The 23,243-nt window shown below is 61.1% G+C and carries 22 protein-coding genes and 1 pseudogene; 12 read left to right on the forward strand and 11 right to left on the reverse strand.

The window, feature by feature from the left end:
* The first annotated feature begins 24 nt into the window (after positions 1-24).
* The 4 genes and pseudogenes from CI807_RS31080 (at position 25) to CI807_RS32250 (ending at position 3,429) form a co-directional block, all read left to right on the forward strand.
* Entirely contained in the window at positions 25-633 is a 609-nt protein-coding gene (locus CI807_RS31080) for a biliverdin-producing heme oxygenase (protein ID WP_028617783.1), read from the forward strand.
* A 116-nt stretch (positions 634-749) separates the two neighbouring features.
* Positions 750-1,151, forward strand: coding sequence for a YbaN family protein (locus tag CI807_RS31085; RefSeq protein WP_095017467.1), 402 nt, complete (start codon positions 750-752; stop codon positions 1,149-1,151).
* A gap of 280 nt (positions 1,152-1,431) precedes the next feature.
* Positions 1,432-2,571 (forward strand): annotated as a pseudogene (locus tag CI807_RS32245) (HAMP domain-containing protein); the annotation flags it as partial.
* Positions 2,572-2,673: 102 nt separating this feature from the next.
* A complete protein-coding gene (locus tag CI807_RS32250) occupies positions 2,674-3,429 on the forward strand; it encodes a methyl-accepting chemotaxis protein (protein ID WP_371858027.1) in 756 nt (251 codons plus the stop codon).
* Here the strand turns inward: CI807_RS32250 and CI807_RS31095 are convergent.
* A complete protein-coding gene (locus CI807_RS31095; protein ID WP_095017469.1) occupies positions 3,426-3,989 on the reverse strand; it encodes an NAD(P)H nitroreductase in 564 nt (187 codons plus the stop codon). The two genes, CI807_RS32250 and CI807_RS31095, sit on opposite strands and share 4 nt — an antisense overlap.
* Before the next feature lie 140 nt (positions 3,990-4,129).
* On the opposite strand from CI807_RS31095, the gene CI807_RS31100 reads away from it, so the two are divergent.
* The 5 genes from CI807_RS31100 to CI807_RS31120 all read left to right on the forward strand — a co-directional run bounded on the left by CI807_RS31100 (position 4,130) and on the right by CI807_RS31120 (position 12,030).
* Positions 4,130-5,557 carry a di-heme oxidoredictase family protein gene (locus tag CI807_RS31100; RefSeq protein WP_095017470.1) on the forward strand — a complete coding sequence of 476 codons (1,428 nt, stop codon included), beginning with the start codon at positions 4,130-4,132 and terminating at the stop codon, positions 5,555-5,557.
* 31 nt (positions 5,558-5,588) lie between these two features.
* Complete coding sequence (locus CI807_RS31105; protein ID WP_016975505.1) at positions 5,589-6,653, forward strand: imelysin family protein; 1,065 nt, start codon at positions 5,589-5,591, stop codon at positions 6,651-6,653.
* A 2-nt stretch (positions 6,654-6,655) separates the two neighbouring features.
* A complete protein-coding gene (locus CI807_RS31110) occupies positions 6,656-7,753 on the forward strand; it encodes a DUF1513 domain-containing protein (RefSeq protein WP_095017646.1) in 1,098 nt (365 codons plus the stop codon).
* Between the two features lie 116 nt (positions 7,754-7,869).
* Positions 7,870-9,000: an efflux RND transporter periplasmic adaptor subunit gene (locus tag CI807_RS31115; protein ID WP_095017471.1), complete on the forward strand. Its 1,131-nt coding sequence runs from the start codon at positions 7,870-7,872 to the stop codon at positions 8,998-9,000.
* Positions 9,001-9,003: 3 nt separating this feature from the next.
* Positions 9,004-12,030: a multidrug efflux RND transporter permease subunit gene (locus CI807_RS31120; protein ID WP_095017472.1), complete on the forward strand. Its 3,027-nt coding sequence runs from the start codon at positions 9,004-9,006 to the stop codon at positions 12,028-12,030.
* Between the two features lie 60 nt (positions 12,031-12,090).
* Here the strand turns inward: CI807_RS31120 and CI807_RS31125 are convergent, their stop codons facing one another.
* The 5 genes from CI807_RS31125 to colR form a co-directional block, all read right to left on the reverse strand.
* On the reverse strand, positions 12,091-12,318 hold the full coding sequence (locus CI807_RS31125; RefSeq protein ID WP_028617789.1) for a hypothetical protein: 228 nt from the start codon (positions 12,316-12,318) through the stop codon (positions 12,091-12,093).
* Positions 12,315-13,034 carry a lipopolysaccharide kinase InaA family protein gene (locus CI807_RS31130; protein ID WP_095017473.1) on the reverse strand — a complete coding sequence of 240 codons (720 nt, stop codon included), beginning with the start codon at positions 13,032-13,034 and terminating at the stop codon, positions 12,315-12,317. Before CI807_RS31130 ends, CI807_RS31125 begins: the two co-directional genes overlap by 4 nt.
* A gap of 4 nt (positions 13,035-13,038) precedes the next feature.
* Positions 13,039-13,719, reverse strand: coding sequence for a class I SAM-dependent methyltransferase (locus tag CI807_RS31135; RefSeq protein ID WP_016975509.1), 681 nt, complete (start codon positions 13,717-13,719; stop codon positions 13,039-13,041).
* A gap of 188 nt (positions 13,720-13,907) precedes the next feature.
* Positions 13,908-15,188, reverse strand: coding sequence for a HAMP domain-containing sensor histidine kinase (locus CI807_RS31140; RefSeq protein WP_095017474.1), 1,281 nt, complete (start codon positions 15,186-15,188; stop codon positions 13,908-13,910).
* Entirely contained in the window at positions 15,178-15,861 is a 684-nt protein-coding gene (gene colR, locus CI807_RS31145) for a two-component system response regulator ColR (protein ID WP_016975511.1), read from the reverse strand. The genes CI807_RS31140 and colR overlap by 11 nt, the downstream gene beginning before the upstream one ends.
* Before the next feature lie 252 nt (positions 15,862-16,113).
* Here colR and CI807_RS31150 point away from each other — a divergent pair, with 252 nt between their 5' ends.
* The 3 genes from CI807_RS31150 (at position 16,114) to CI807_RS31385 (ending at position 18,462) form a co-directional block, all read left to right on the forward strand.
* Positions 16,114-16,812, forward strand: coding sequence for a response regulator transcription factor (locus tag CI807_RS31150; protein ID WP_095017475.1), 699 nt, complete (start codon positions 16,114-16,116; stop codon positions 16,810-16,812).
* Positions 16,802-18,100, forward strand: coding sequence for a sensor histidine kinase KdpD (locus CI807_RS31155; protein WP_095017476.1), 1,299 nt, complete (start codon positions 16,802-16,804; stop codon positions 18,098-18,100). The genes CI807_RS31150 and CI807_RS31155 overlap by 11 nt, the downstream gene beginning before the upstream one ends.
* A gap of 119 nt (positions 18,101-18,219) precedes the next feature.
* On the forward strand, positions 18,220-18,462 hold the full coding sequence (locus CI807_RS31385; RefSeq protein ID WP_157742090.1) for a hypothetical protein: 243 nt from the start codon (positions 18,220-18,222) through the stop codon (positions 18,460-18,462).
* Between the two features lie 75 nt (positions 18,463-18,537).
* Here the strand turns inward: CI807_RS31385 and groL are convergent, their stop codons facing one another.
* The 5 genes from groL to CI807_RS31180 all read right to left on the reverse strand — a co-directional run bounded on the left by groL (position 18,538) and on the right by CI807_RS31180 (position 23,167).
* Positions 18,538-20,184 (reverse strand): chaperonin GroEL, encoded by a 1,647-nt coding sequence (gene groL, locus CI807_RS31160; RefSeq protein ID WP_016975515.1) that lies wholly within the window; start codon positions 20,182-20,184, stop codon positions 18,538-18,540.
* Positions 20,185-20,234: 50 nt separating this feature from the next.
* A complete protein-coding gene (groES, locus tag CI807_RS31165) occupies positions 20,235-20,531 on the reverse strand; it encodes a co-chaperone GroES (RefSeq protein ID WP_095017477.1) in 297 nt (98 codons plus the stop codon).
* 247 nt (positions 20,532-20,778) lie between these two features.
* Positions 20,779-21,255 (reverse strand): FxsA family protein, encoded by a 477-nt coding sequence (locus CI807_RS31170; protein WP_016975517.1) that lies wholly within the window; start codon positions 21,253-21,255, stop codon positions 20,779-20,781.
* A gap of 66 nt (positions 21,256-21,321) precedes the next feature.
* Positions 21,322-22,053, reverse strand: coding sequence for a HugZ family protein (locus CI807_RS31175; RefSeq protein ID WP_095017478.1), 732 nt, complete (start codon positions 22,051-22,053; stop codon positions 21,322-21,324).
* 106 nt (positions 22,054-22,159) lie between these two features.
* Entirely contained in the window at positions 22,160-23,167 is a 1,008-nt protein-coding gene (locus CI807_RS31180) for a DUF481 domain-containing protein (protein ID WP_095017479.1), read from the reverse strand.
* Positions 23,168-23,243: the final 76 nt, after the last annotated feature.

Here is a 23,243-nt window from a genome sequence, read left to right on the forward strand (position 1 = left end):
GCTCCTCTTCTCAAGGACTTTTTCATGACCGCTTCTCCAACCGCAGAACGCCCAAGCCTACGCTCCCAGCGCCTGAACCAGATCACCAACGAGCCACATACCAAACTCGACGCCCTGGTCAAAGCCCACGCCCCGTTTGAAACCCAGGCCAACTTCGCGCGTTTCGTAGTGGCGCAGTACCTGTTCCAGTCGGAGCTGGTAGCGCTGTACAACGATGCCGAACTGATCAAGATCGTGCCGGACCTGGCCGCACGTTGCCGCGCCGAAGCCGCCAAGCTGGACCTGGGCGACCTCGACACCGAGGTGCCTGCACCGGTCGCTGGCGCCGTGAAGAACCCGAGCAAGGCCGAAGCCTTGGGCTGGCTGTTCGTATCCGAAGGCTCCAAACTGGGCGCTGCGTTCCTGATCAAGCGCGCCGTGGGCCTGGGCCTGAGCGAGACCTTCGGTGCCCGTCACCTGGGTGAGCCGGCCGGTGGTCGGGCTGAAGGCTGGAAAAGCTTCACGCGTACGCTCGATGCCCTGGAATTCAACGCTGAAGAAGAGGCTGCGGTGGAAAAAGGCGCAATCGACGCGTTTGTACGTTTCACCGTCTTGCTGGAACAAGCGTACGCTAGCGCCCCTGAACTGGCCTAACCCTCACCTCCCCCCGTAGGAGCCCGGCTTGCCGGCGATGGCGTTCGTGAAATCGCCATCGCCGGCAAGCCGGGCTCCTACAGGGGGTGAACCCCTTTCTCGTGCAAATCGCTCCCATGACCGGCAAACCCCAATCCACCTCGAAAATCGCCCGAATCCTCTTCGGCCTGCTGGCCTACGTCAGCCTGGGCATCGGGCTGGTGGCGATTGTCGTGCCGGGGTTGCCCACCACCGAATTCATCCTGCTGGCCGCGTGGGCCGCCACCAAAAGCTCACCGCGCCTGAGCGCCTGGCTGGAAAACCACCGGCTGTTCGGGCCGATCCTGTTCAATTGGCGCAACGGCAAGATCATCGCCCGCCGGGCCAAAATCAGCGCCACCGTGAGCATGCTGCTGTGCGCCTTCCTGATGCTGGTGATGCTCGACCACGGCTGGCCGATCTACCTGGCCATTGCTGGGATGAGCCTGGGCAATCTGTGGATCTGGTCACGTCCGGAGCGGCTTGTAGCGCCCGTATAACGTAGCATGTAGGGTTTTTCCTACCGCTCATCGCCTCTCTCTCATGAATTGAATCATGACGCCGATGTTTCAGACATAGCGCTGAATGGACTTGGCCTGCACTGCGTGCTTTCCAACAAGTCCATTCGTGAGTGAACCTATGTTCGACACCCTCTCCATTCGCTTGAAAATCGTGCTGCTGTCAGGCCTTTGCCTGTTGGGTGTGATCGCGCTGATCATCAGCATCAACCTCTACGAAACCGACCAGAACGACCATCTGATCAGCGATTCAAGCTCGCGAATGCTCACCAACAGCGTGCAGAACCTGCTGCAATCCAAAGCCGCCGAACAGGCCGTGCAGTTGCAGAAAACCTTTGGCGAGAACCTGTTGGTGGTGACGGCCCTCGCCGACCAGGTCAAGGACTTGCGCGCCCTGGCGGCCAAGCGCTCCCTGGAACCTGGCGCACTGCGGGAAGAACTCAACCAGAGCCTCAAGACCACCTTTGAGCGCAACAGCAAAGTGCTGGGTATCTGGCTGTCATTCGAGCCCAATGGACTGGATGGCAAGGACAGCGAATTCGTCGACGACAAGGCCCGCGTGTCCAACGAAAAAGGCCGTTTCTCCAGCTACTGGAGCCGCGCCGGCGGCGAAGGGCTGAACACCATCATGGTGGAAGAAGACCTGACCAAGACCACTCCCAACCTCAGCGGCACGCCCTACAACATCTGGTACACCTGCCCACGGGACACGCGCAAGGTTTGCCTGCTGGATCCCTACGCCGATGAAGTGGCCGGCAAGCAGATGCTGATGACCACCATTGCCTTGCCGCTGATCGTGGACGGCAAAGTCATCGGCGTGGTCGGTATCGACATCGCCCTCAACACCCTGCAAGCAGTGACGGACGCGGCGCAAAAAGAACTCTTCGACGGCGCGGCGCATCTGGAGATCCTGTCCAGTACCGGCCTGATCGCGGCGTATAGCGGCCAGCCGGACAAGGTCGGCAAAAACCTGATCGACATTATCGGCGCCGAAGGCAAGGAAATCGTGCAACTACTGGCCAGCGAGTCACCCATGATCCGCGAGCAGGACGACACCATCCGCGCCGTCTTCCCGGTCAAGCCGATTGCCGACGCAAAATCCTGGGGCGTGGTGATCAAGCTGCCCAAGAACGTGATGCTGGCCGACACCTTGAAACTGCAGGACGTGCTCGACAAAGCCCAGGCCGCCGGTACGCTCAAGGCCTTGCTGGTCGGCGCCGCCGCCGCGCTGCTAGGTTTGCTGCTGATCTGGCTGACCGCCACCGGCGTAACCCGTCCAATCAACAGCGTGGCCGCCATGCTCAAAGACATCGCCAGCGGCGATGGTGACCTCACCCAGCGCCTGGCCTACACCAAGAAGGATGAGCTCGGAGAATTGGTCAACTGGTTCAACCGCTTCCTCGACAAGCTGCAACCGACCATTGCCCAGATCAAGCAAAGCATCACCGAAGCCCGTGGCACCGCCGATCAGTCATCGGCCATCGCGCGCCAGACCAGCGAAGGCATGCAGGTGCAGTTCCGCGAAATCGACCAGGTGGCTACCGCGTCCAACGAGATGAGTGCCACTGCCCACGACGTCGCCAACAGCGCCTCCAATGCCGCCAGCGCGGCGCGGGGGGCGGATCAGTCGGCGCGCGAAGGCATGTCGATCATCGAACAGAGTACCCGCGACATCACCACCCTGGCCGAAGAAGTCAGCAAGGCCGTGGGCGAAGTCGAAGCCTTGGCGGTCAACAGCGAGCAGATCGGTTCGGTGCTGGAAGTGATCCGCAGCATTGCCGAGCAGACCAACCTGCTGGCGCTGAACGCCGCCATCGAAGCCGCGCGCGCCGGGGAAAGCGGCCGTGGCTTTGCGGTGGTGGCCGACGAAGTGCGCAACCTGGCCAAGCGCACCCAGGACTCCGTGGAGGAAATCCGCTTGGTGATCGAACGCATCCAGAGCGGCACCCGTGGCGTGGTGGCCACCATGCATTCAAGCCAGAGCCAGGCCCAGAGCAATGCCGAGCAGATCCATCAAGCGGTGCAGGCCTTGGGCAAGATCAGCGATGCGGTGACCGTGATCAGCGACATGAACCTGCAAATCGCCAGCGCCGCCGAACAACAGAGCGCCGTGGCCGAAGAGGTCAACCGCAACGTCTCGGCGATCCGTACCGTGACCGAAACCCTCACCGGCCAGGCCACCGAGTCGGCGGCCATCAGCAGCCAACTCAATGCGCTGGCTACTCAGCAGATGAAGTTGATGGATCAGTTCAGGGTTTAAACGCCGGTCCAGGTGCTGACAAACGCCGCCACGTCTTCTTTCGGCGCGGTACGCGGCGGGTTCTGCGGCGTGCCCAGGTAAAGGAAGCCAATCACTTCCTCGTCCGCCGTCAGCCCCAGGCCTTTGGCGACGTGGGCCGAGTAGGACAGTTCACCGGTGCGCCACACGGCGCCAATCCCCTGGGCATACGCCGCCAGCAGGATGCCGTGGGCCGCACAGGCGGCGGCCAGCAATTGCTCGGATTTCGGCACCTTGAAGTGTTCCTGCAAACGGGCAATCACCACCACCACCAACGGCGCGCGCAATGGGCCGTTCTGGGCCTTGTCGATGGCGGCTTGCGGCGCATCGGCGTCTTGCAGGCGCGCAGCCTCGGCCAACAGCGTGCCCATTTGCTCACGGGCAGCACCTTCAACGGTGAGGAAGCGCCAAGGGCGCAATTGCCCGTGGTCGGGCGCGCGCATGGCGGCGGCGAACAGCACGTCGCGCTGCTCCTGGGTCGGCGCCGGTTCCAGCAGACGCGGCACGGAAACACGGTTGAGCAAAGCGTCGAGAGCCTGCATTGGCCACCTCCAGAGAAAAATGTGCGGCCATTCTAGCGGGAATGCATCGCCCTCCACCAAACGATAATTGCTCTTATTCATTCGGCCCTGCCCTGTTAGACTTTGCGACCTTATTTTCAGCCTTCGCGTCAGGAAACTCGATGTTCCGTCCGCTTCTTTGCCTGTCCGCCGCATTGATGGCCCTGAGCCTGACGGCCTGCGATGACGCGCCACGTTTCACCAAGGCCGAGCCGGGTGAATCACGGGCGGGCGGTGCTGCGACGGTGAACAAGCGTGACCAGAACGCGTTTTCCCTGCCCTCGGCCAACCTGTCGCCCACCCGTCGGCTGGATTTCAGCGTCGGCAACAGCTTCTTTCGCAGCCCTTGGGTGATCGCGCCGTCCACCACTACCGCGCGTGACGGCCTGGGCCCGCTGTTCAACACCAATGCCTGCCAGAATTGCCATATAAAAGATGGCCGTGGGCACCCGCCGTTACCCGACGCACCGAATGCGGTGTCGATGCTGGTGCGCCTGTCGATTCCGGATGCAGCGCCCTATGCCAAGCTCATCGAACAGGTCGGTGTGGTGCCCGAGCCGGTCTACGGCGGGCAACTGCAGGACATGGCCGTGCCGGGCGTGGCTCCGGAAGGCAAGGTGCGGGTCGACTACACACCGGTCAACGTGACGTTCAAGGACGGCACGGTGGTCGAGTTGCGCAAGCCGGACCTGCAGATCACCCAGCTAGGCTACGGCCCGATGCATCCGGATACGCGTTTTTCCGCACGCATCGCCCCGCCCATGATCGGCCTGGGCCTGCTCGAAGCCATCAGCGACGCCGATATCCTGCGCAACACCGACCCGAAGACCGCCGACAAAGAAGCCATCGTCGGCCGCGCCAATTGGGTCTGGGACGACGCCCAGCAAAAAACCGTGCTCGGGCGTTTTGGCTGGAAGGCCGGGCAACCCAACCTCAATCAACAAAATGTTCACGCGTTTTCTGGTGATATGGGCCTCACCACCTCGTTGAGACCCTTCGATGACTGCACCGATGCCCAAGTCGCCTGCAAACAGGCCCCCAACGGCAATGGCCCCGATGGCGAGCCGGAAGTCAGCGACAACATCCTGCGCCTGGTGTTGTTCTATACCCGTAACCTCGCCGTGCCGGCGCGCCGTGGCGTCAACACGCCGCAGGTGCTGGCCGGCAAAAACCTGTTCTACCAGGCCGGATGCCAGGGTTGCCACAAACCCACGTTCACCACGGCGGCCAATGCCGCTGAACCTGAGCTGGCCAACCAAGTGATTCGTCCGTACAGCGATCTGCTGTTGCACGACATGGGCGAAGGCCTGGCCGACAACCGTAGCGAATTCAAAGCCAGTGGCCGCGATTGGCGCACGCCGCCCTTGTGGGGCATTGGCCTGACACAAACCGTGAGTGGTCACACCCAGTTCTTGCATGACGGCCGCGCCCGCAACCTGCTGGAAGCCGTGCTGTGGCACGGCGGTGAAGCACACGCGGCGCAGCAGCATGTGTTGTCCTTTAATGCCGAGCAGCGCGCTGCGTTGCTGGCGTTCCTGAATTCTTTATAAGCTTCGCCCCACTTACAGAAGGGAGCTCGACATGTTTCGTCCCAAGTTGTTGTTCACCAGCCTGGCCGCCCTCGCCCTCGGCGCCTGCTCGCCGCAAGACCCACAAGCGGTAACCTCGGCGGCCATTGCCAAGCAAGTGATCCTGCCGACCTACAGCCGTTGGGTCGAAGCCGACCGCCAACTGGCCGTCAGCGCCCTGGCCTATTGCCAAGGCAAAGAGAGCCTGGACACTGCCCGTGCCGACTTCCTGCATGCGCAAAAGGCCTGGGCCGAGCTGCAACCGCTGTTGATCGGCCCGCTGGCCGAAGGCAACCGTTCGTGGCAGGTGCAGTTCTGGCCAGACAAGAAGAACCTGGTCGGCCGCCAGGTCGAACAGTTGGTCGCCAGCCAGCCGCAGATCGATGGCGCCGCCCTGGCCAAGTCCAGCGTGGTGGTGCAAGGCCTGTCGGCCTACGAATACATCCTCTACGACGCCAAGACCGACATTGCCGACGACGCGCAAAAGGCCCGTTACTGCCCGCTGCTGGTGGCCATCGGCGACCGTCAGAAGGCCCTGGCCGAAGAAATCCTGGCCAGTTGGAACAGCACCGATGGCATGCTGGCGCAGATGACCAAGTTTCCGAACCAGCGCTACGCCGATTCCCACGAAGCCATTGCCGATCTGCTGCGCGTCCAAGTGACCGCACTGGACACCCTGAAGAAAAAACTCGGCACGCCGATGGGCCGCCAGACCAAGGGCATCCCGCAGCCCTTCCAGGCCGATGCATGGCGCAGCCAGTCGTCCCTGCAAAGCCTCGAAGCCAGCCTCGCCGCCGCCCAGACCGTATGGGTCGGCGTCGACAACAAAGGCCTGCGTGGCCTGCTGCCGTCCGAACAGAAGCCGTTGGCCGACAAGATCGACGCCGCCTATGCCGCGTCCCTCAAACTGTTCGCCAGCAACCAGCGCACCCTCAATGAACTGCTGGCCGACGACGCCGGGCGCCAGCAGCTCAACGATATCTACGACAGCCTCAACGTCGTCCACCGCCTCCACGAAGGCGAGTTGGCCAAGGCGCTGGGCATTCAACTGGGCTTTAACGCCAACGACGGTGACTGATGATGCTCAGGCGACAGGCTTTGGCGGTTGGCAGCGTGCTGCTCAGTGCACTCACTTTGGGCGGCTGGACGCTGTTCAAAGGGAAGGATAAAGGCCCGCTGCTGCTGTCGGCGCGGGATGATGCAGACGGCAAGCACTACGCCGTGGGCTATCGCCTGGACGGCAAGCCAGTGTTTGCCACCCAGGTCGGCCAACGCTGCCACGACATCATCAACCACCCTACGCTGCCGATCGCGCTGTTTGTCGCCCGTCGCCCGGGCACCGAGAGCTACCTGATCGACCTGCGTGATGGTGCGCTGCTGCAAACCATCACCTCCAAGGCCAATCGCCACTTCTATGGCCACGCGGTCATCCACAAAAGCGGCGATTGGCTGTACGGCACCGAGAACGACACGACCGACCCCGGCCGTGGCTTGCTCGGCGTTTACAAGTTCGAAGGTGAGCGGCTGGTGCATACCGGCGAGCTCTCTACCCACGGCATCGGCCCGCATCAGGTGTCGTGGATGCCCGACGGCGAAACCCTGGTGGTGGCCAATGGTGGCATCCGCACTGAAGCCGAAAGCCGCGTGGAGATGAACCTCAATGCCATGGAGCCGAGCCTGGTGCTGATGCACCGTGACGGCAGCCTGATCAGCAAGGAAACCCTCGGCCAGCAGATGAACAGCGTGCGGCATATGGGGATTGCCAGCGATGGCACCATCCTCACCGGGCAGCAGTTCATGGGGGCGTCACAGGAGCATTCCGAGTTGCTGGCGATCAAGCGACCGGGCCAGCCGTTCGTGGCGTTCCCGGTGGCGGATGAGCAGTTGCAGGCGATGGGGCACTACACCGCCAGCGTCGCGGTGCACAGCGAGTTGCGCCTGGTGGCGTTGACCGCCCCACGGGGCAACCGCTTTTTTATCTGGGACATGGACAGTGGCGAGCTGCGCCTGGATGGGCCGCTGCCCGACTGTGCTGGCGTTGGGGCCGTCGAGGATGGGTTTGTCGTGACCTCGGGCCAAGGCCGTTGCCGGTTCTACGATTGCCGCCAGAAACCGTTGGTAGCAAAACCCTTGGAGTTGCCCGCAGGGCTCTGGGATAACCATCTGCATCTGATCTGACGCGCCCCTCTGAACAGGGCCAGTCCTGGCCCTGTTCCCGGTGATAAACACCGCCTGGAATACCCACTACACTCCTACAAAAAATCGTCTGCCAACGTTGTCCAGGGAACCGGAATATGCTGCGCCGTCGCATGCTGTTCATGTTGGGTGTCGTCCTGTTAATCGTCCTGCTGCTGGGGGGCTATAAAGCCTTTTCCATCTATCAGCAGATCCAGGTCTTTTCCCAGCCAAAACCGGCGGTCAGCGTGGCGGTCGCGACGGTGGTCGAACAACCCTGGCAACAGCGCCTTCCAGCCGTCGGCTCACTCAAAGCCCTGCAAGGTGTGAACCTGAGCCTGGAGGTGGCCGGTACGGTCAAGGACGTGCAGTTCGAGTCCGGGCAGAACGTCAAGGCTGGCCAACCCCTGGTGCAACTCGACAGCGCAGTGGAAAGCGCGCTGCTGGAAACCGCCCAGGCGGACCTCGGCCTGGCGCAGTTGGACTACGGTCGCGGCAGCCAACTGGTGGGCAGCCAGGCGATCTCCAAAGGCGAGTTCGACCGCCTGTCCGCGCAACTGCAAAAGAACAAGGCCACGGTCAATCAGCTCAAGGCTTCACTGGCGAAGAAGCACATTGTCGCGCCGTTCAGCGGCACCATCGGCATTCGCCAAGTCGACGTGGGCGACTACCTGGCCAGCGGCACGGTGATCGCCACCTTGCAGGACCTCAGCAGCCTCTATGTCGACTTCTATATCCCCGAACACTCCGTGCCCAGAGTCGCCCTCGGGCAGGCAGTGCAGGTGGAAGTCTCGGCTTATCCCGGCGAGCAATTTCCGGGCAGCATCAGCGCGATCAACCCGAAAGTCGAAAACAGCACGCGCAATGTGTTGGTGCGCGCCACCTTGGCCAATCCGGATGGCAAGCTGCTGCCGGGCATGTTCACCAGCCTGAACGTGCTGCTGCCCAACCCGGCCCCGCAGATTGTGGTGCCGGAAAGCGCAATCACCTACACCCTCTACGGTAACTCGGTGTACGCCGTGGCCGAGAAAAAAACCGACGCCGGCGAGGTGGAAAAGGATGCTGATGGCAAGTCGCTGCTGATCGCCGAGCGACGTTTCGTCGAGACCGGCGAGCGACGCGGTGGCCTGGTGCTGGTGAGCAAGGGCCTCAAAGCCGGTGAGCAAGTGGTGAGCGCCGGCCAGCTCAAGCTGGACAACGGCACGCCCATCGCCATCAGCCCGGACAAAAACCTGCCGGCAGGGCACTAGGCCATGAGGTTCACAGATGCGTTTATCCGCCGTCCGGTGCTGGCCATGGTGGTCAGCCTGCTGATCGTGCTGCTGGGTTTCCAGGCCTACAGCAAGTTGCCGCTGCGCCAATACCCGAGCATGGAAAACGCCCTGATCACGGTGACCACCGCCTACCCCGGCGCGAATGCCGAGACCATTCAGGGCTACATCACCCAGCCGTTGCAGCAAAGTCTGGCCAGCGCAGAAGGCATCGACTACATGACCTCGGTGAGCCGCCAGAACTTCTCGGTGATCTCGATCTACGCGCGCATCGGCGCCAACAGCGACCGCCTGTTTACCGAATTGCTGGCCAAGGCCAACGAGGTCAAGAACAAGCTGCCGCAAGACGCCGAAGACCCGGTGCTGAGCAAAGAGGCCGCCGATGCTTCGGCGCTGATGTACATCAGCTTCTCCAGCGGGCAACTGAGCAACCCACAGATCACCGATTACCTGTCACGGGTGATCCAACCCAAGCTCGCCACCCTGCCCGGCATGGCCGAAGCGGAGATCCTCGGCAACCAGGTGTTCGCCATGCGCCTCTGGCTCGACCCGGTGAAACTGGCCGGTTTCGGCCTCAGTGCCAGCGACATCACCGACGCCGTGCGCCGCTACAACTTCCTCTCCGCTGCCGGTGAGCTGAAAGGCGAATTCATCGTCACCAGCATCAACGCCAACACCGACCTCAAGTCCGCTGAAGCCTTTGGCGCCATCACTGTGAAAACCGACGGCGACAGCCGAGTGCTGCTGCGGGACGTGGCCCGGGTGGAAATGGGCGCGGAAAACTACAACGCCATCAGCTCGTTTGGCGGCACGCCGTCGGTGTATATCGGCATCAAGGCCACGCCCAGCGCCAACCCGCTGGACGTGATCAAGGAAGTGCGCAAGATCATGCCGGAGCTGGAGTCCCAGCTGCCGCCCAACCTCAAGGCGGAAATTGCCTACGACGCCACGCTGTTTATCCAGGCGTCCATCAACGAGGTGGTCAAAACCCTGTTTGAAGCCGTGCTGATCGTGATCGTGGTGGTGTTCCTGTTCCTCGGTGCCCTGCGTTCGGTGGTGATCCCGGTGATCACCATCCCGCTGTCGATGATCGGCGTGCTGTTTTTCATGCAGTTGATGGGTTACTCGATCAACCTGCTGACCTTGCTGGCGATGGTGTTGGCCATCGGCCTGGTGGTGGATGACGCCATCGTGGTGGTGGAAAACATCCACCGGCACATCGAGGAAGGCAAGACGCCGCTGGATGCAGCGCTGGAAGGCGCACGGGAGATTGCCCTGCCGGTGGTGTCGATGACCATCACCCTGGCCGCGGTGTATGCGCCGATCGGTTTTCTCGAAGGACTCACCGGCGCGTTGTTCAAGGAATTCGCCCTGACCCTGGCCGGGGCGGTGATCATTTCCGGCATTGTCGCCCTGACCCTGTCACCCATGATGTGCGCGCTGCTGTTGCGCCATGATGAAAACCCTTCTGGACTGGCTCACCGCCTCGACCGGATTTTCGACGGACTCAAGCGTCGCTACCAACGCATGCTGCACGGCACCCTGAATACGCGGCCGGTGGTGATCGTATTTGCATTGATGGTGCTGTGCCTGATCCCGGTGTTCCTCAAGTTCACCCAGTCGCAACTGGCCCCCGACGAAGACCAGGGCATCATCTTCATGATGGCCAGCGCGCCGCAGCCGACCAACCTGGACTACCTCAACACCTACACCGACGAGTTCATCAACATATTCAAGGAGTTCCCGGAGTACTACTCGTCGTTCCAGATCAACGGCTTCAACGGCGTGCAATCGGGCATCGGCGGTTTCCTGCTCAAGCCGTGGAACGAGCGCCAGCGTACCCAGATGCAAATCTTGCCCGAGGTGCAAAAGCGCCTGGAGCAGATTCCCGGCCTGCAGGTGTTCGGCTTCAACCTGCCCTCCTTGCCCGGCACGGGCGAAGGGTTGCCGTTCGGTTTTGTGATCAACACCGCCAACGATTATGAGTCGTTGCTGGAAGTGGCCAATCGCGTGAAGAAACGTGCGATGGAGTCAGGCAAATTCGCCTTTGTCGACATCGACCTGGCGTTCGACAAACCCGAAGTGGTGGTGGACATCGACCGCGCCAAGGCGGCGCAGATGGGCGTGTCGATGCAGGACCTCGGCGGCACCCTGGCAACCTTGCTGGCGGAGGCGGAAATCAACCGTTTCACCCTGGATGGGCGCAGCTACAAGGTGATCGCCCAAGTCGAGCGCACCTACCGCGACAATCCAGAGTGGCTGAACAACTACTACGTGAAGAACGCCCAGGGCGAATTGTTGCCACTCTCGACCTTGATCAGCGTGACGGACCGCGCTCGGCCCCGGCAGTTGAACCAGTTCCAGCAACTCAATTCGGCGCTGATCTCGGGCTTTCCCATCGTCAGCATGGGCGAGGCCATCGACACCGTGCGCCAGATTGCCATTGAGGAAACCCCGCCCGGCTATGCGTTCGACTACAGCGGTGCCTCCCGGCAATTCATCCAGGAGGGCACGGCGCTGTGGGTCACCTTTGGCCTGGCCCTGGCGATCATCTTCCTGGTGCTGGCGGCGCAGTTCGAGAGCTTCCGCGACCCACTGGTGATCCTGGTGACGGTGCCGCTGTCGATCTGCGGAGCGCTGATTCCGCTGTTCCTCGGTTGGTCGAGCATGAACATCTACACCCAGGTCGGCCTGGTGACGCTGATCGGCCTGATCAGCAAACACGGGATCCTGATCGTCGAGTTCGCCAACCAACTGCGCAAGGACAAGGGCCTGACGCCACGGCAGGCGGTGGAGGAAGCTGCAGCGATACGACTACGGCCGGTACTGATGACCACTGCCGCGATGGTGTTCGGCATGGTGCCGCTGATTTTCGCGACGGGTGCCGGTGCAGTGAGCCGGTTTGATATCGGCATGGTGATTGCGACGGGAATGTCGATCGGCACGCTGTTTACGTTGTTTGTGCTGCCGTGCGTGTACACCTTGCTCGCCAAGCCGGACAAGGCCTGACACCCAGGCAAAAAAAAGGGCCTCGCATCGCAAGGCCCTTTCCTGGGGGGTTGAATCGTTTCAACTCTGTGGCCTCATCCCTTGAGACATGCCAAACATGAACAGCAACAACTCATGATCAGGCTTGGCCGCGGTGCTCGCCTTGGCGACGCGCGGCAACAGGCATTGCGCGCCACCCTGCGTTGCACTGAGCACCTGTGTGCGAGGCTGTTCCCACGCCGCCAGCGCCAAGGCTGCAACGCCCAACGCCCCGACCAGGAACAAACCTCGTGCTATTTCTAGCTTCATCTGGTTAAACCCTTGATAGCGCTGCCAAACGCCGTCTCGTAAAAGTAGCTGAGTTTCTTCCAGTCCGTATCGTTCCACGACGAATGGCGGCGCAGTTGCAGCATGTCGTGGGAAGCGGCCCGATAGGCGGTCAAACGTTGGCGGCATTTCTCGAAATCCAGCAGTGCCACCTCGACGTTGGCCGAGTCGCCCTGGCCGGTCACCCTTACAAAAATGTGCTTGATGTACAGGCAGCCATGCTGCCAACGCCCACGGTGCATGCGCGCCAAGGTGCCGGCAAGCTCCTTGAGCACGCGCTCATGCACTAACTCGCCGTACTGCTCGCGACCACCGGCGGCGTACCAGTTTTCGATTTCGTCGAAGCCGTCGAGGGCTGCGGTCACCAGCAGAGCCTGCCAGTGGTGCTCGGGGTCCCTGCGTGCCTCGCAAAAGACCATTTCCGGCACACGTACGTCCAACAGGCGCAGGCCCTTGATCGCATCTCGCTCACGCAATACCGTGGGGCGGCCAAAAGGATGCAGCCAACTGCGGTAGATGTGCCCGGTCTGGCGCTTGCTGTAGAGCAGGCGTCCATTGGCGGTCATCACGCGTTGCACACCACTCTCACCCCCGCGCCGGCGATTGGGCTCTTCGACCCACTCGCCTTGCTGGCGCCAGAAATAATCGAATCGTTCTTCGGGCTTTACATGACTGCCTGCTACGCACTCAACTGCCATCCTGTTACCTCTTGCGCAATACATACACTCGCCACATGGCGTAGAGCGGTATGAAGTCCAGGGATTCCTGAACACGAAAACCGGCTTCTTCGAATTCTGCTTCAACAGTAGCAGCCGGTAACACAAACCTGTTTTGGTAACCTTCCTGCTCACCTTTCTTGCGACGCTGGCTTTCGAGACGCTTGCGTTTCCAGGCTTTGAAATTGCCATCGACCCACAGCGAAACAATGACGCTGTCACGGGTAACGCGCTGAAACTCCCGCAATATCGCCAGTCGGTGCGCCGGATCACCAATGTGGTGCAACAGGCGCATACAGAAAATACTGTCGACCGAGTTGTCCGGCAGATCGATATCAAAGGCAGATGTCTGCAAGGGTCGTACCCGTTTCACCACATCGGCGGGCTGGGCGACCGTTGCCACCTTCAACATCGACGCCGAATTGTCGGCACCGATAATGACGCGGTTGGGCTTTTCCGCCAGCAGCGGCCAGAAACGCCCTGCGCCGCACGGCAGGTCCAATACCAGGCCAGGCTCACCGGCCATCGCCAGCGCGCCACGGGCCAATTGCTCGTCGCGTTTGTGGGACAACCGGCGCGCCAGATTGTCCTGATGCTTGAGCAAATATTCGTGGGCGTGTTCGTCGTCGTACTTTTCGGAAAATTCGAGCTTGATCGGGGTAGACATCGACGGATCTCCAGTTGCTGATGCCTACAACCTTAAGCAGCGCACTGTGATCAACAGGTCAACCCGTTGTGAAAATCTTGTCCTGTCCAACCCCATACATTTCAAGACTTTACAGACACAAGCAATGGCATGGGGCCATCTTCGCCGAATGACGGGGATCTCTGGCAGGATAGCGGCAGAGGGTGGAGTCAGGCGTTGACCTGACTCAATTGCACGTGAAAGCGGCAGCCGTTGGGCTCCATGGTGCTGAGGCTCACGGTCCAGCCCTGGTTTTCGCAGATGCGCTGGACCAGTGACAACCCCAGGCCCAGGCCGTCACCACGTTTCTCGCTGCCGCGCACGAACGGCTCGAACATCGCTTCGCGCTTGTCTTCGGGAATACCCACACCACTGTCCTCCACCACAAAGCCTGCGGGCTCCAGGGTCAGGCGGATAAACCCGTGTTCGGTGTAGTGCAGGGCGTTACGCAGCAGGTTGCCCATGACGGCGTGCAGGAAGGTGGTGTTGTACCGCGTGTCCAGGGGGTTGCCAGGCTGGTAGATCAGCTCCAGGCCTTTACGCTCGATGGGGTCACGCCAGATACCGAGCAAGTCATCCGCCACCTGCGCCAGGGTCACCTGGGGAGACATCGCCGCGTCATTGTGCTCGGCACGGGCCAGCATCAGGAAGGTTTGCACCAGCTCGCGCATTTCTTCACAAGCGCGGGCAATGCGTTGCACTTGATTGCGCCCACGTTGATCAATGGCCGGGTTTTCCAGCAGCAGTTCACAGGAACTGGCCAGCACCATCAACGGCGTGCGTAATTCGTGGCTGACGTCACTGGTAAACAATTGCTCACGGGACAACGCCTGACGCAGGCGCCCCAGGGTGGCATCGAACGCCACCGCCAGCTCACCCACTTCGTCGGCCGCATAGTCCGGTGCCAGCGGCGGCGCCAAACCCAGCAATTGGTCGCGGTGACGCACCTGGCGGGCGAGGCGCACGACCGGCGCCATCACTTTGCGTGCCAGCACCCAACCGAGGAATACCGCCAGCGCCAGGCTGAGTACGAAACCCACCAGCACCACGGCAAACAGCACGCGCTCGCGCTCTTCGAAATCACTCTGATCCTGCAGCAACACGTAGCGCCGGCCGTCGACCACTTCGACCATGGCGTGGTACGACAACGCTTCGCGGAAGACTTCATGGAAGCCGGGTTCGAGGTGACGCAGATCCTTGGGCAACTCAAAATCGCCAGGGCCACCGCTGAAGTAAAACAACTGGTCCGGCTCGGGGCGGTGCCGCCAGTCTTCGACTGTGTCCATCAGCAACAGGCGCTGCAGGTCGCCGCCCAAGCCTGCCGAGATCAGCTTCTCTTCCACCAGGTGCACCGTCGCGACGATACCCATGGCGAAGGCCCCCGCCACCAACGCACTCATCAACGCAAAGGCGATGATGATCCGCTGGGCAAGGCTTTGCTTAAACTCCATCTCTACCCTCAGCCAGGCGATAACCGACGCCGTGCACCGTTTGCAGCAACGGCTTGGCGAACGGTTTATCGATCACTTGGCGCAATTGGTGAACGTGGCTGCGCAGGCTGTCGCTGTCCGGGCAGTCGTCGCCCCACAGGGCTTCTTCAAGAATTTCGCGGCGCAGCACGTGCGGGCTCTTCTGCATCAACACCGCCAGCAGCTTCAGGCCGACCGGGTTGAGCTTGAGCAGGCGGCCTTCGCGGGTCACTTCCAGGGTGTCGAGGTCGTAATGCAGGTCGGCGACTTGCAGGGCGCGCCGACCGCCACCCTGGGCACGGCGCAGCACGGCTTCGATACGCGCGGCCAGTTCCGACAGGGCAAACGGTTTAAGCAGGTAGTCATCGGCGCCGGACTTGAAGCCCTGCAGCCGGTCATCCAATTGGTCGCGGGCGGTGAGCATGATCACCGGCGTGTCACGGCGCGCATCTTCGCGCAGGCGTTTGCACAGGGTGTAGCCATCGATGCCGGGCAGCATGATGTCGAGCACGATCAGGTCGTAATGCTCGGTGGCGGCCAGGTGCAGGCCCGACAAACCGTCCTGCGCACAGTCCACGGTATAGCCTTTTAGCCCCAGGTAATCCGCCAGGTTGGCCAGAATATCGCGGTTGTCTTCAACCAATAAAATTCGCATGGGCAGTGTCTCCGTACGCGGTAACGGCCGTGTTGGCTCGCGCAGCTTAAGGCCAAGTGTGGCTCAGGGATAGACCTGGAGGGCGCGGCGATTACGCTTTTCAACTGATTGGATCAACCAACGAGTTTTTCACTATAGCTTCACACACCGACGACAGGCCCCAGGCAAAAATGGCCGCCAAACGAACGCCCCTTGCCTGCCCTCCTGAAGGGCGTAACACTTGCGCCCATCCTCTGGCGACGACGCCCTTTCATGCCCGACACCCTGCTGCTGATCGAAGATGACCTCCCTCTGGCCGCGCTGACTGCCGAGTTCCTGCGCGCTGAAGGGTTTACCGTGGCGGTGGAACACCGCGGCGATCGCGCAGCCCAGCGTATCCGTGACGAACAGCCGGCGCTGCTGATCCTGGATGTGATGTTGCCGGGCATTGACGGCTTCACGCTGTGCCGACAGATTCGCGACCAGTACCCCGGCTTGATCCTGATGATGACGGCGCTGGACGAGAACGCCGAGCAATTGACCGGGTTCGACGTCGGCGCGGACGACTATGTGGTCAAGCCCGTCGACCCGCTGCTGTTGCTGGCCCGGATCCGCTCGTTGCTGCGCCGCCATCCACAAGCCCCCCGCGCCTATTACCAGTGGGGCACCTTTCGATTGGACCTCAACAACCACTTCGCCTGGCTCGATGAGGTGCCCTTGCAGTTTTCGGTGGCCGAGTTCGAGTTGCTCACGATCTTCGCCCGCCATTGCGGGGTGTTGCTGACCCGGGAAAAACTCCTGCAAAGCCTGCGTGGCCTGGAATACGACGGGATCAATCGCTCCGTGGACATGCGCGTCTCACGCCTGCGCAAGAAGCTGATGAGCCTGGACTGCCCGGTGACCATCCAGACCATCACGGCCCAGGGCTATCTGTTTGTCGAAATCCCGCGAGGCGCTCGGCATGCTCTCTAAAGTGCGGCCCTGGATGGCGATCGTGGCGGGCACCAGTTGGGGCGCATTGACGCTTTATTTGTTGTGGCTGTGCGCCAACGCCTCGGTGTTCGTCGGCGAGTACAGTTTTTTGCGCTTGATGGCCGGGCCGGGCTACTTGGTGGCGGAGCAGCTCAAGCCCTTGCCGGCCGAGCAGCGTGAAGCGCGCATGGAAGCGCTGCGTGCACGCTTCCAGTACCCGATCAGCCTGGTCACCCTGGATGAGATCGAGTTACCGCCCGAGGCGCTGATCATGCTCAAACACCAGCAACCGGCGCAAAACAGCGATGAAGACATTAGCTATTTCCCGCTCGACGACAAGACGTTGATTCAGTTCGGGCCCATGTGGGGAACAGCCGAGGTCAAGGACCTGCTGAAATTCCCGGTCTATGGGATCACCGCTTGCGTGGCCGGCCTGCCTCTGGGGCTGTGGATGTGGCTGGGTCTGCGCGCACGCCGTCAGCGTACCGCCGAGGTGGAAGCACTCAATGCCTGCCTGGGCACCCTCGCTCGCACGCCCAATGCAATGTTGCCCGCCATGGGCAAGGAATGGACGCCGCTGCTGCAAACCGTGCAACAACATGCGCAGGACATTACGGCGATGAGCGAACGTCACCGGGAAGTTTCCCAAGCCGTCTCCCACGAACTGCGCACGCCTCTGGCACGGATGCGTTTCGCCTTGACCCTGCTGGGCAAAAGTGACGATTTACCCACCCGTACCCGCTTGCAGGAACGCCTGCAAACCGATGTGGAAGAACTCGAAGCCCTGGTCCGCGCCAGCCTCGCCTTTGCCCGGATGGCCGGTGCGCCCACCGACCTGCAACATGAACCCATCCCTATCCGCGACTGGCTGCATCAGGAGTTCGCCTTGCTCGACGGACACCATCGCCGCCTGAGCCTGGACACTGAGCCTGCGGATCTGCAACTGATCGGCGACCGCGCCTTACTGCATTTGATCGTGCGCAACCTGTTGAGCAACGCCATCACCTATGCCAGCGACCAGGTGTGCGTCAGCGCCGCTCGCCAGGATGACCAGCATCTTGTGCTGCATGTGGACGACGACGGCCCCGGCATCCTCGCTGAAAACCGCGAAAAGGTATTCGAACCTTTCGTACGGCTGGCCATGGGCGGCGATGAGTCCGGCGGCTTCGGCCTCGGCCTGGCGCTGGCCAAGCGCGCGACCCAATGGCACCGAGGTGAGTTGTCCGTTACGCGCAGCCCTTTGGGCGGTGCGCGCCTGACCCTGATCCTGCCCCTGCGCCCCCAATAACCAGCGTGTTACAGCCTGTGACAATGAACCACCGGCATTCTGCGTAACCTCGCCACCTGATCCAGGAGAGCCCCTGCACCCTGGGTCCCATCCTTTGGATCCGGTTGGAGAGCCCGTTCATGCGTCCCCCCAAGAAGCATTTGCCCACGTTGATGCTGTCGCTGTGTATTGCCGCCAGTTCACTGCTGGCCTGCCACTGGGGGCGGCCCATACCCAGCACAACCGCACATGTGCCTACCGAAGAGCCTCTCGACAGTACGACTGCACCGTGGTCCGCTGCACGTGTGCTCTTTATCGGCCAACCCACACTGGCCCGCGGGATGACATTCAAGAAGCTGTTGCGTCGACGCGCGATTGGTTGAGTAACAGTCGCCCACAAAAAAGCCCCGCCTGCATCACTGCAGGCGGGGCTTTTCAGTTAGCCGGGTAGGGCTGGCTTACATCATGCCGCCCATGCCACCCATGCCGCCCATGTCTGGCATACCGCCGCCAGCCGAGCCTTCAGCCTTCGGCTTGTCAGCGATGGCCACTTCGGTGGTCAGCAGCAGACCAGCGATCGAAGCAGCTGCCTGCAACGCGGAACGGGTCACTTTGGTTGGGTCCAGGATACCCATCTCAACCATGTCGCCGTATTCGCTGGTGGCAGCGTTGTAACCGTAGTTACCTTTGCCGTTCTTCACTTCGTTGACCACAACACTTGGCTCATCGCCGCTGTTGGAAGCGATCTGGCGCAGTGGGGATTCAACGGCGCGACGCAGAACTGCGATACCGACGTTCTGGTCAGCATTGTCGCCTTTGAGGTCAACCAGAGCTTCCAGAGCACGGATCAGCGCAACGCCACCGCCAGGTACCACGCCTTCTTCAACGGCTGCACGGGTAGCGTGCAGGGCGTCTTCAACGCGGGCTTTCTTCTCTTTCATTTCAACTTCGGAACCCGCGCCAACCTTGATCACTGCTACGCCGCCGGACAGTTTGGCCAGGCGCTCTTGCAGTTTTTCACGGTCGTAGTCGGACGAAGTCTCGGCAACCTGGGCGCGGATCTGGGTGATGCGAGCCTGGATGTCCTGCTCTACGCCAGCACCGTCAACGATGATGGTGTTTTCTTTGGAGATGGTCACGCGCTTGGCACTGCCCAGGTTTTCCAGGGTGGCGCTTTCCAGGCTCAGGCCGATCTCTTCGGAGATAACGGTACCGCCAGTCAGAACAGCGATGTCCTGCAGCATGGCCTTGCGACGGTCGCCGAAGCCTGGAGCCTTGACGGCTGCAACCTTCACGATGCCACGCATGTTGTTCACTACCAGCGTCGCCAGGGCTTCGCCTTCAACGTCTTCGGAAACGATCAGCAGTGGGCGGCCGGCTTTGGCAACGGCTTCCAGCACTGGCAGCATTTCGCGGATGTTGGAGATCTTTTTGTCGACCAGCAGGATCAGCGGGCTTTCCAGCTCGGCAACCATGGTTTCTGGCTTGTTGACGAAGTACGGGGACAGGTAGCCGCGGTCGAACTGCATGCCTTCTACAACCGACAGCTCGTTTTCCAGGCCAGTGCCTTCCTCAACGGTGATCACGCCTTCTTTGCCGACTTTTTCCATGGCTTCGGCAATGATGTCGCCGATGGAGCTGTCGGAGTTGGCGGAGATGGTGCCTACCTGAGCGATAGCCTTGGTGTCAGCGCATGGCTTGGACAGGTTTTTCAGCTCGGCAACAACAGCGATGGTCGCCTTGTCGATGCCGCGCTTCAGGTCCATCGGGTTCATGCCGGCAGCGACGGCTTTCAGGCCTTCGTTGACGATCGACTGAGCCAGAACGGTAGCGGTGGTGGTGCCGTCGCCTGCGTCATCGTTGGCACGGGAGGCAACGTCTTTGACCAGCTGCGCGCCCATGTTTTCGAAACGGTCTTCCAGTTCGATTTCTTTGGCTACGGAAACGCCGTCCTTGGTGATGGTCGGAGCGCCGAAGCTCTTCTCGATGATCACGTTACGGCCTTTCGGGCCCAGGGTCGCTTTTACTGCGTCAGCCAGGATGTTGACACCGGTGAGCATTTTCTTGCGGGCGGAATCGCCGAATTTAACTTCTTTAGCAGCCATGATCGATAATCCTTAAATACTTTGGAGTAACGGGAAAATGAGCGGGGGAATTACGCTTCCAGTACGGCGAGAATCTCGTTCTCAGCCATGACCAGCAGGTCTTCGCCGTCAACTTTCACAGTGTTGCTGCCGGAGTAAGGGCCGAATACAACCTTGTCACCGACTTTAACGGCCAGAGCACGCACTTCACCGTTGTCCAGGGTTTTGCCTGGACCCGCAGCGACGATCACACCGTGGTTGGCTTTTTCAGCAGCCGAACCTGGCAGAACGATACCGCCAGCGGTTTTCTTTTCTTCTTCGCTACGACGGATTACGACGCGGTCGTGCAGAGGACGAAGCTTGCTCATTGTCGATCTCTCCTAATTGTGTTTTTCATCGGCCGGTGTCAATACCGGCGGGTTGTATTCCGGCTGAGCCGGTCGCGCCTCGCCAAGCAAGACGCGGAAGTCTGTCTGGTGTCGCCACCAGAAACCTTGCGGTGACCGTTACATAAGGGCGCATAAGCTTATTACAAGGGGCCGCGGCGTAAATTTTTTGCGTGTGCCGACGGCTGAAAGCAACACGGCACCCTGAGGTGCCGTGCCAATGAAGCGGTTATTTGCTGTCGCGATGTTCGAACTCGCCTTCGATCACATCACCTTCACGCCCCAACGGCTGGCGCGGGGCCGGACCGCCACGGGGTTGCAGGTCGTCGGCGAACGCACGCTGACGAATCGCGGCCTCTTCGGCACGCTGGCGCATCTTGCCGGCCAGCAGTTTGCGGGTGAACGGCAGCAGCATGACCAGGCCGACCACGTCGCTGATAAAACCCGGCAGGATCAACAGGCCGCCGGCCAAGGCCATCATCAGGCCTTCGAGCATGGTCTGGGCGGGCAGTTCGCCACGGTTCAGGCTTTCACGGGCACGCAACGCCGTGGCCAGGCCGGCGACGCGCAGCACCAGGACGCCGAGCATCGAGCCGAGAATGATCAGCAACAGGGCCGGGAAAAAGCCGATCGCACTGCTGACTTGAACGAATACGAACAGCTCCAACACCGGGAACAGCAGAAAGAGCAACAAAAAAGGGCGCATCAAATGGTTCCTCAACGCAAGAATGCCTTGCCAGTCCACCTTAGATGACGTCGCCGTTTCGTGAATTCAAGCGTCAGCGGCTTCTTTTTTCGGCCAGATCTCGGCATGAGCCAATGAAACCAAGGCTTCGCGTACTTGTGTCGGCGTGTTGCAAGACTCCGCAAACGGCAACCAATATAAGGATTGGCCTATACGCAAGTGCATGCCTTCGCTGTCGATGCCGGCCAACTGGGCAGGCTCGGAGGTCGGCAAACCGGTGAGGTCGACGTAATGGGCAATGGCCTTGGTGTGATCGCTGTTCATGTGTTCGATCATGCTGCGCTCGGCCTTGCCCGCAAACGGGTTGGCCAAGGTCAACTGATCGACCCAGTGAATCGCGCCAAAACCGCCGATGTAACGGTGACGCACTGGCTTGAGCACCCAGAAGTCAAAATCGTGGGCCTTGTGGTAGTTGGCTGAATCGGGGAAGTAGCGGTAATAACGCTCAGCGGCCGCCTCGATGGCAGCGCCCTCCTCCAGTTTTTCGGCTTCAGCCAGGTAGGTCAGGCGACCGACGGCCTGCACGTCATCCGCCTCGCGCTCACCCACCAGCAGCGAGCACTTGGGGTCTTTCTGCAGGTTGTGGGTGTGCTGGGCAATGCGGCTGATCAGGATCAGCGGGCGACCCTGCTCGTCGAGGCAATAGGGCACGACCGAACCAAAAGGGAAGCCGGGCATGGCTTTGGACAGTGTGGAGAGAGCCCCACGGTATTCCTTGAGCAACAGCTCTCGGGCGTTCTTGGCAACCTGTGCGCTCAACGTATGACTCCTCGGATAATCAGCCGCCCATGGCCTATGGGAATGAATCTCAACGCAAGGTAATCATTATCGGCAAAGGTTGCCAAGCAGGTTTTGTTCGGCCGTGTTACCAGGCCACGCCGAAGCCTGCGGTGTAGCGGGTCTTGCTCAGGCTGCTGTCGGAGTCGCCGCTGATGATGTCGCGCTCGGCCTTGAGGTTGAGGGACGCCCATTCGGTGACTTTGTAGCGCAGGCCCATTTCTGCATCCAACGAATACTCCGCCGGCCCGCCGATAGGCTTGCCCACTTCGCCGTTGGTGAAGAATTCGACGGTCTTGCCCACCAGGTAGCGGTTGTAGTTCCACTTCATGGCCAGGGAATAGAAGTTGTCCTTGCCGCCGTCGGCGTATTCGTAGTCGGTGCGGTTGACCAGCGAGCCCAGGGAGAACGCGCCCAGCTCATCGTCCCAGAACTGATAGCCCGGGCCGGTACCGACGGTGCGCTGACGGGACAAGTCTTCAACCTTGTCGCGCTTGTAGGTCAAGCGGCCCTGCCAGAACCAATGTTCGGTCAGGAAGCGGTCGAGGTCGTATTCCAGGGCCCAGTTGTCGGTGGTGGTGACATCGTCCTGGAACTCGCGGTTGTACTCGCCCTGCCCGGTGTGACGCCATTGACCATGGCGGGCGGTGGTCTTGAAATCGATGTCGTAGTCGTTGGTGTCTTTGTCGGCGCGTTTATAGTCCAGCGCCATGTCCACGTTGCCTTTCCACACCAGGTCTTCGACCACCGGCTTGGGCTTGATGATCTGCTGGATGCTGGCCAATTCGACGGTCTTGGGCGCCTCGCCGTTGGCCAGCACCACCTTGCCGTCATCCGCCGCTTTCAGGGACTTGGCCTTCTCGCCGGTGTAGGCGTCCTGCTTGACCAGCAGCTCCTGGTCGCTCTCCAGGGTTTTCACCTGTTTCCAGTCCACCGGGATGGCGCCTGCGTAATCGGTCTGGATCAGCAGCTTGCCACCGTCGAAGACCTTGATCTTGCCCGTCAGGCGGTCACCGTTCTTCAACCAGACGGTATCGGCGAGCAAGGGCGTGGAGGCGCTGAAAACAGCGAGGCACAGCAGGGTTCTGGACAACATAAGCGGATCGGGAGCTCAAGGTTGGCGAAAAAGGGCGATTATCGTGTTAGATAGCTAGGACTGACTCAAGGATTTA

Origin of the sequence: Pseudomonas sp. NS1(2017), from assembly GCF_002269425.1 — a bacterium.
Lineage (GTDB): Bacteria > Pseudomonadota > Gammaproteobacteria > Pseudomonadales > Pseudomonadaceae > Aquipseudomonas > Aquipseudomonas reactans.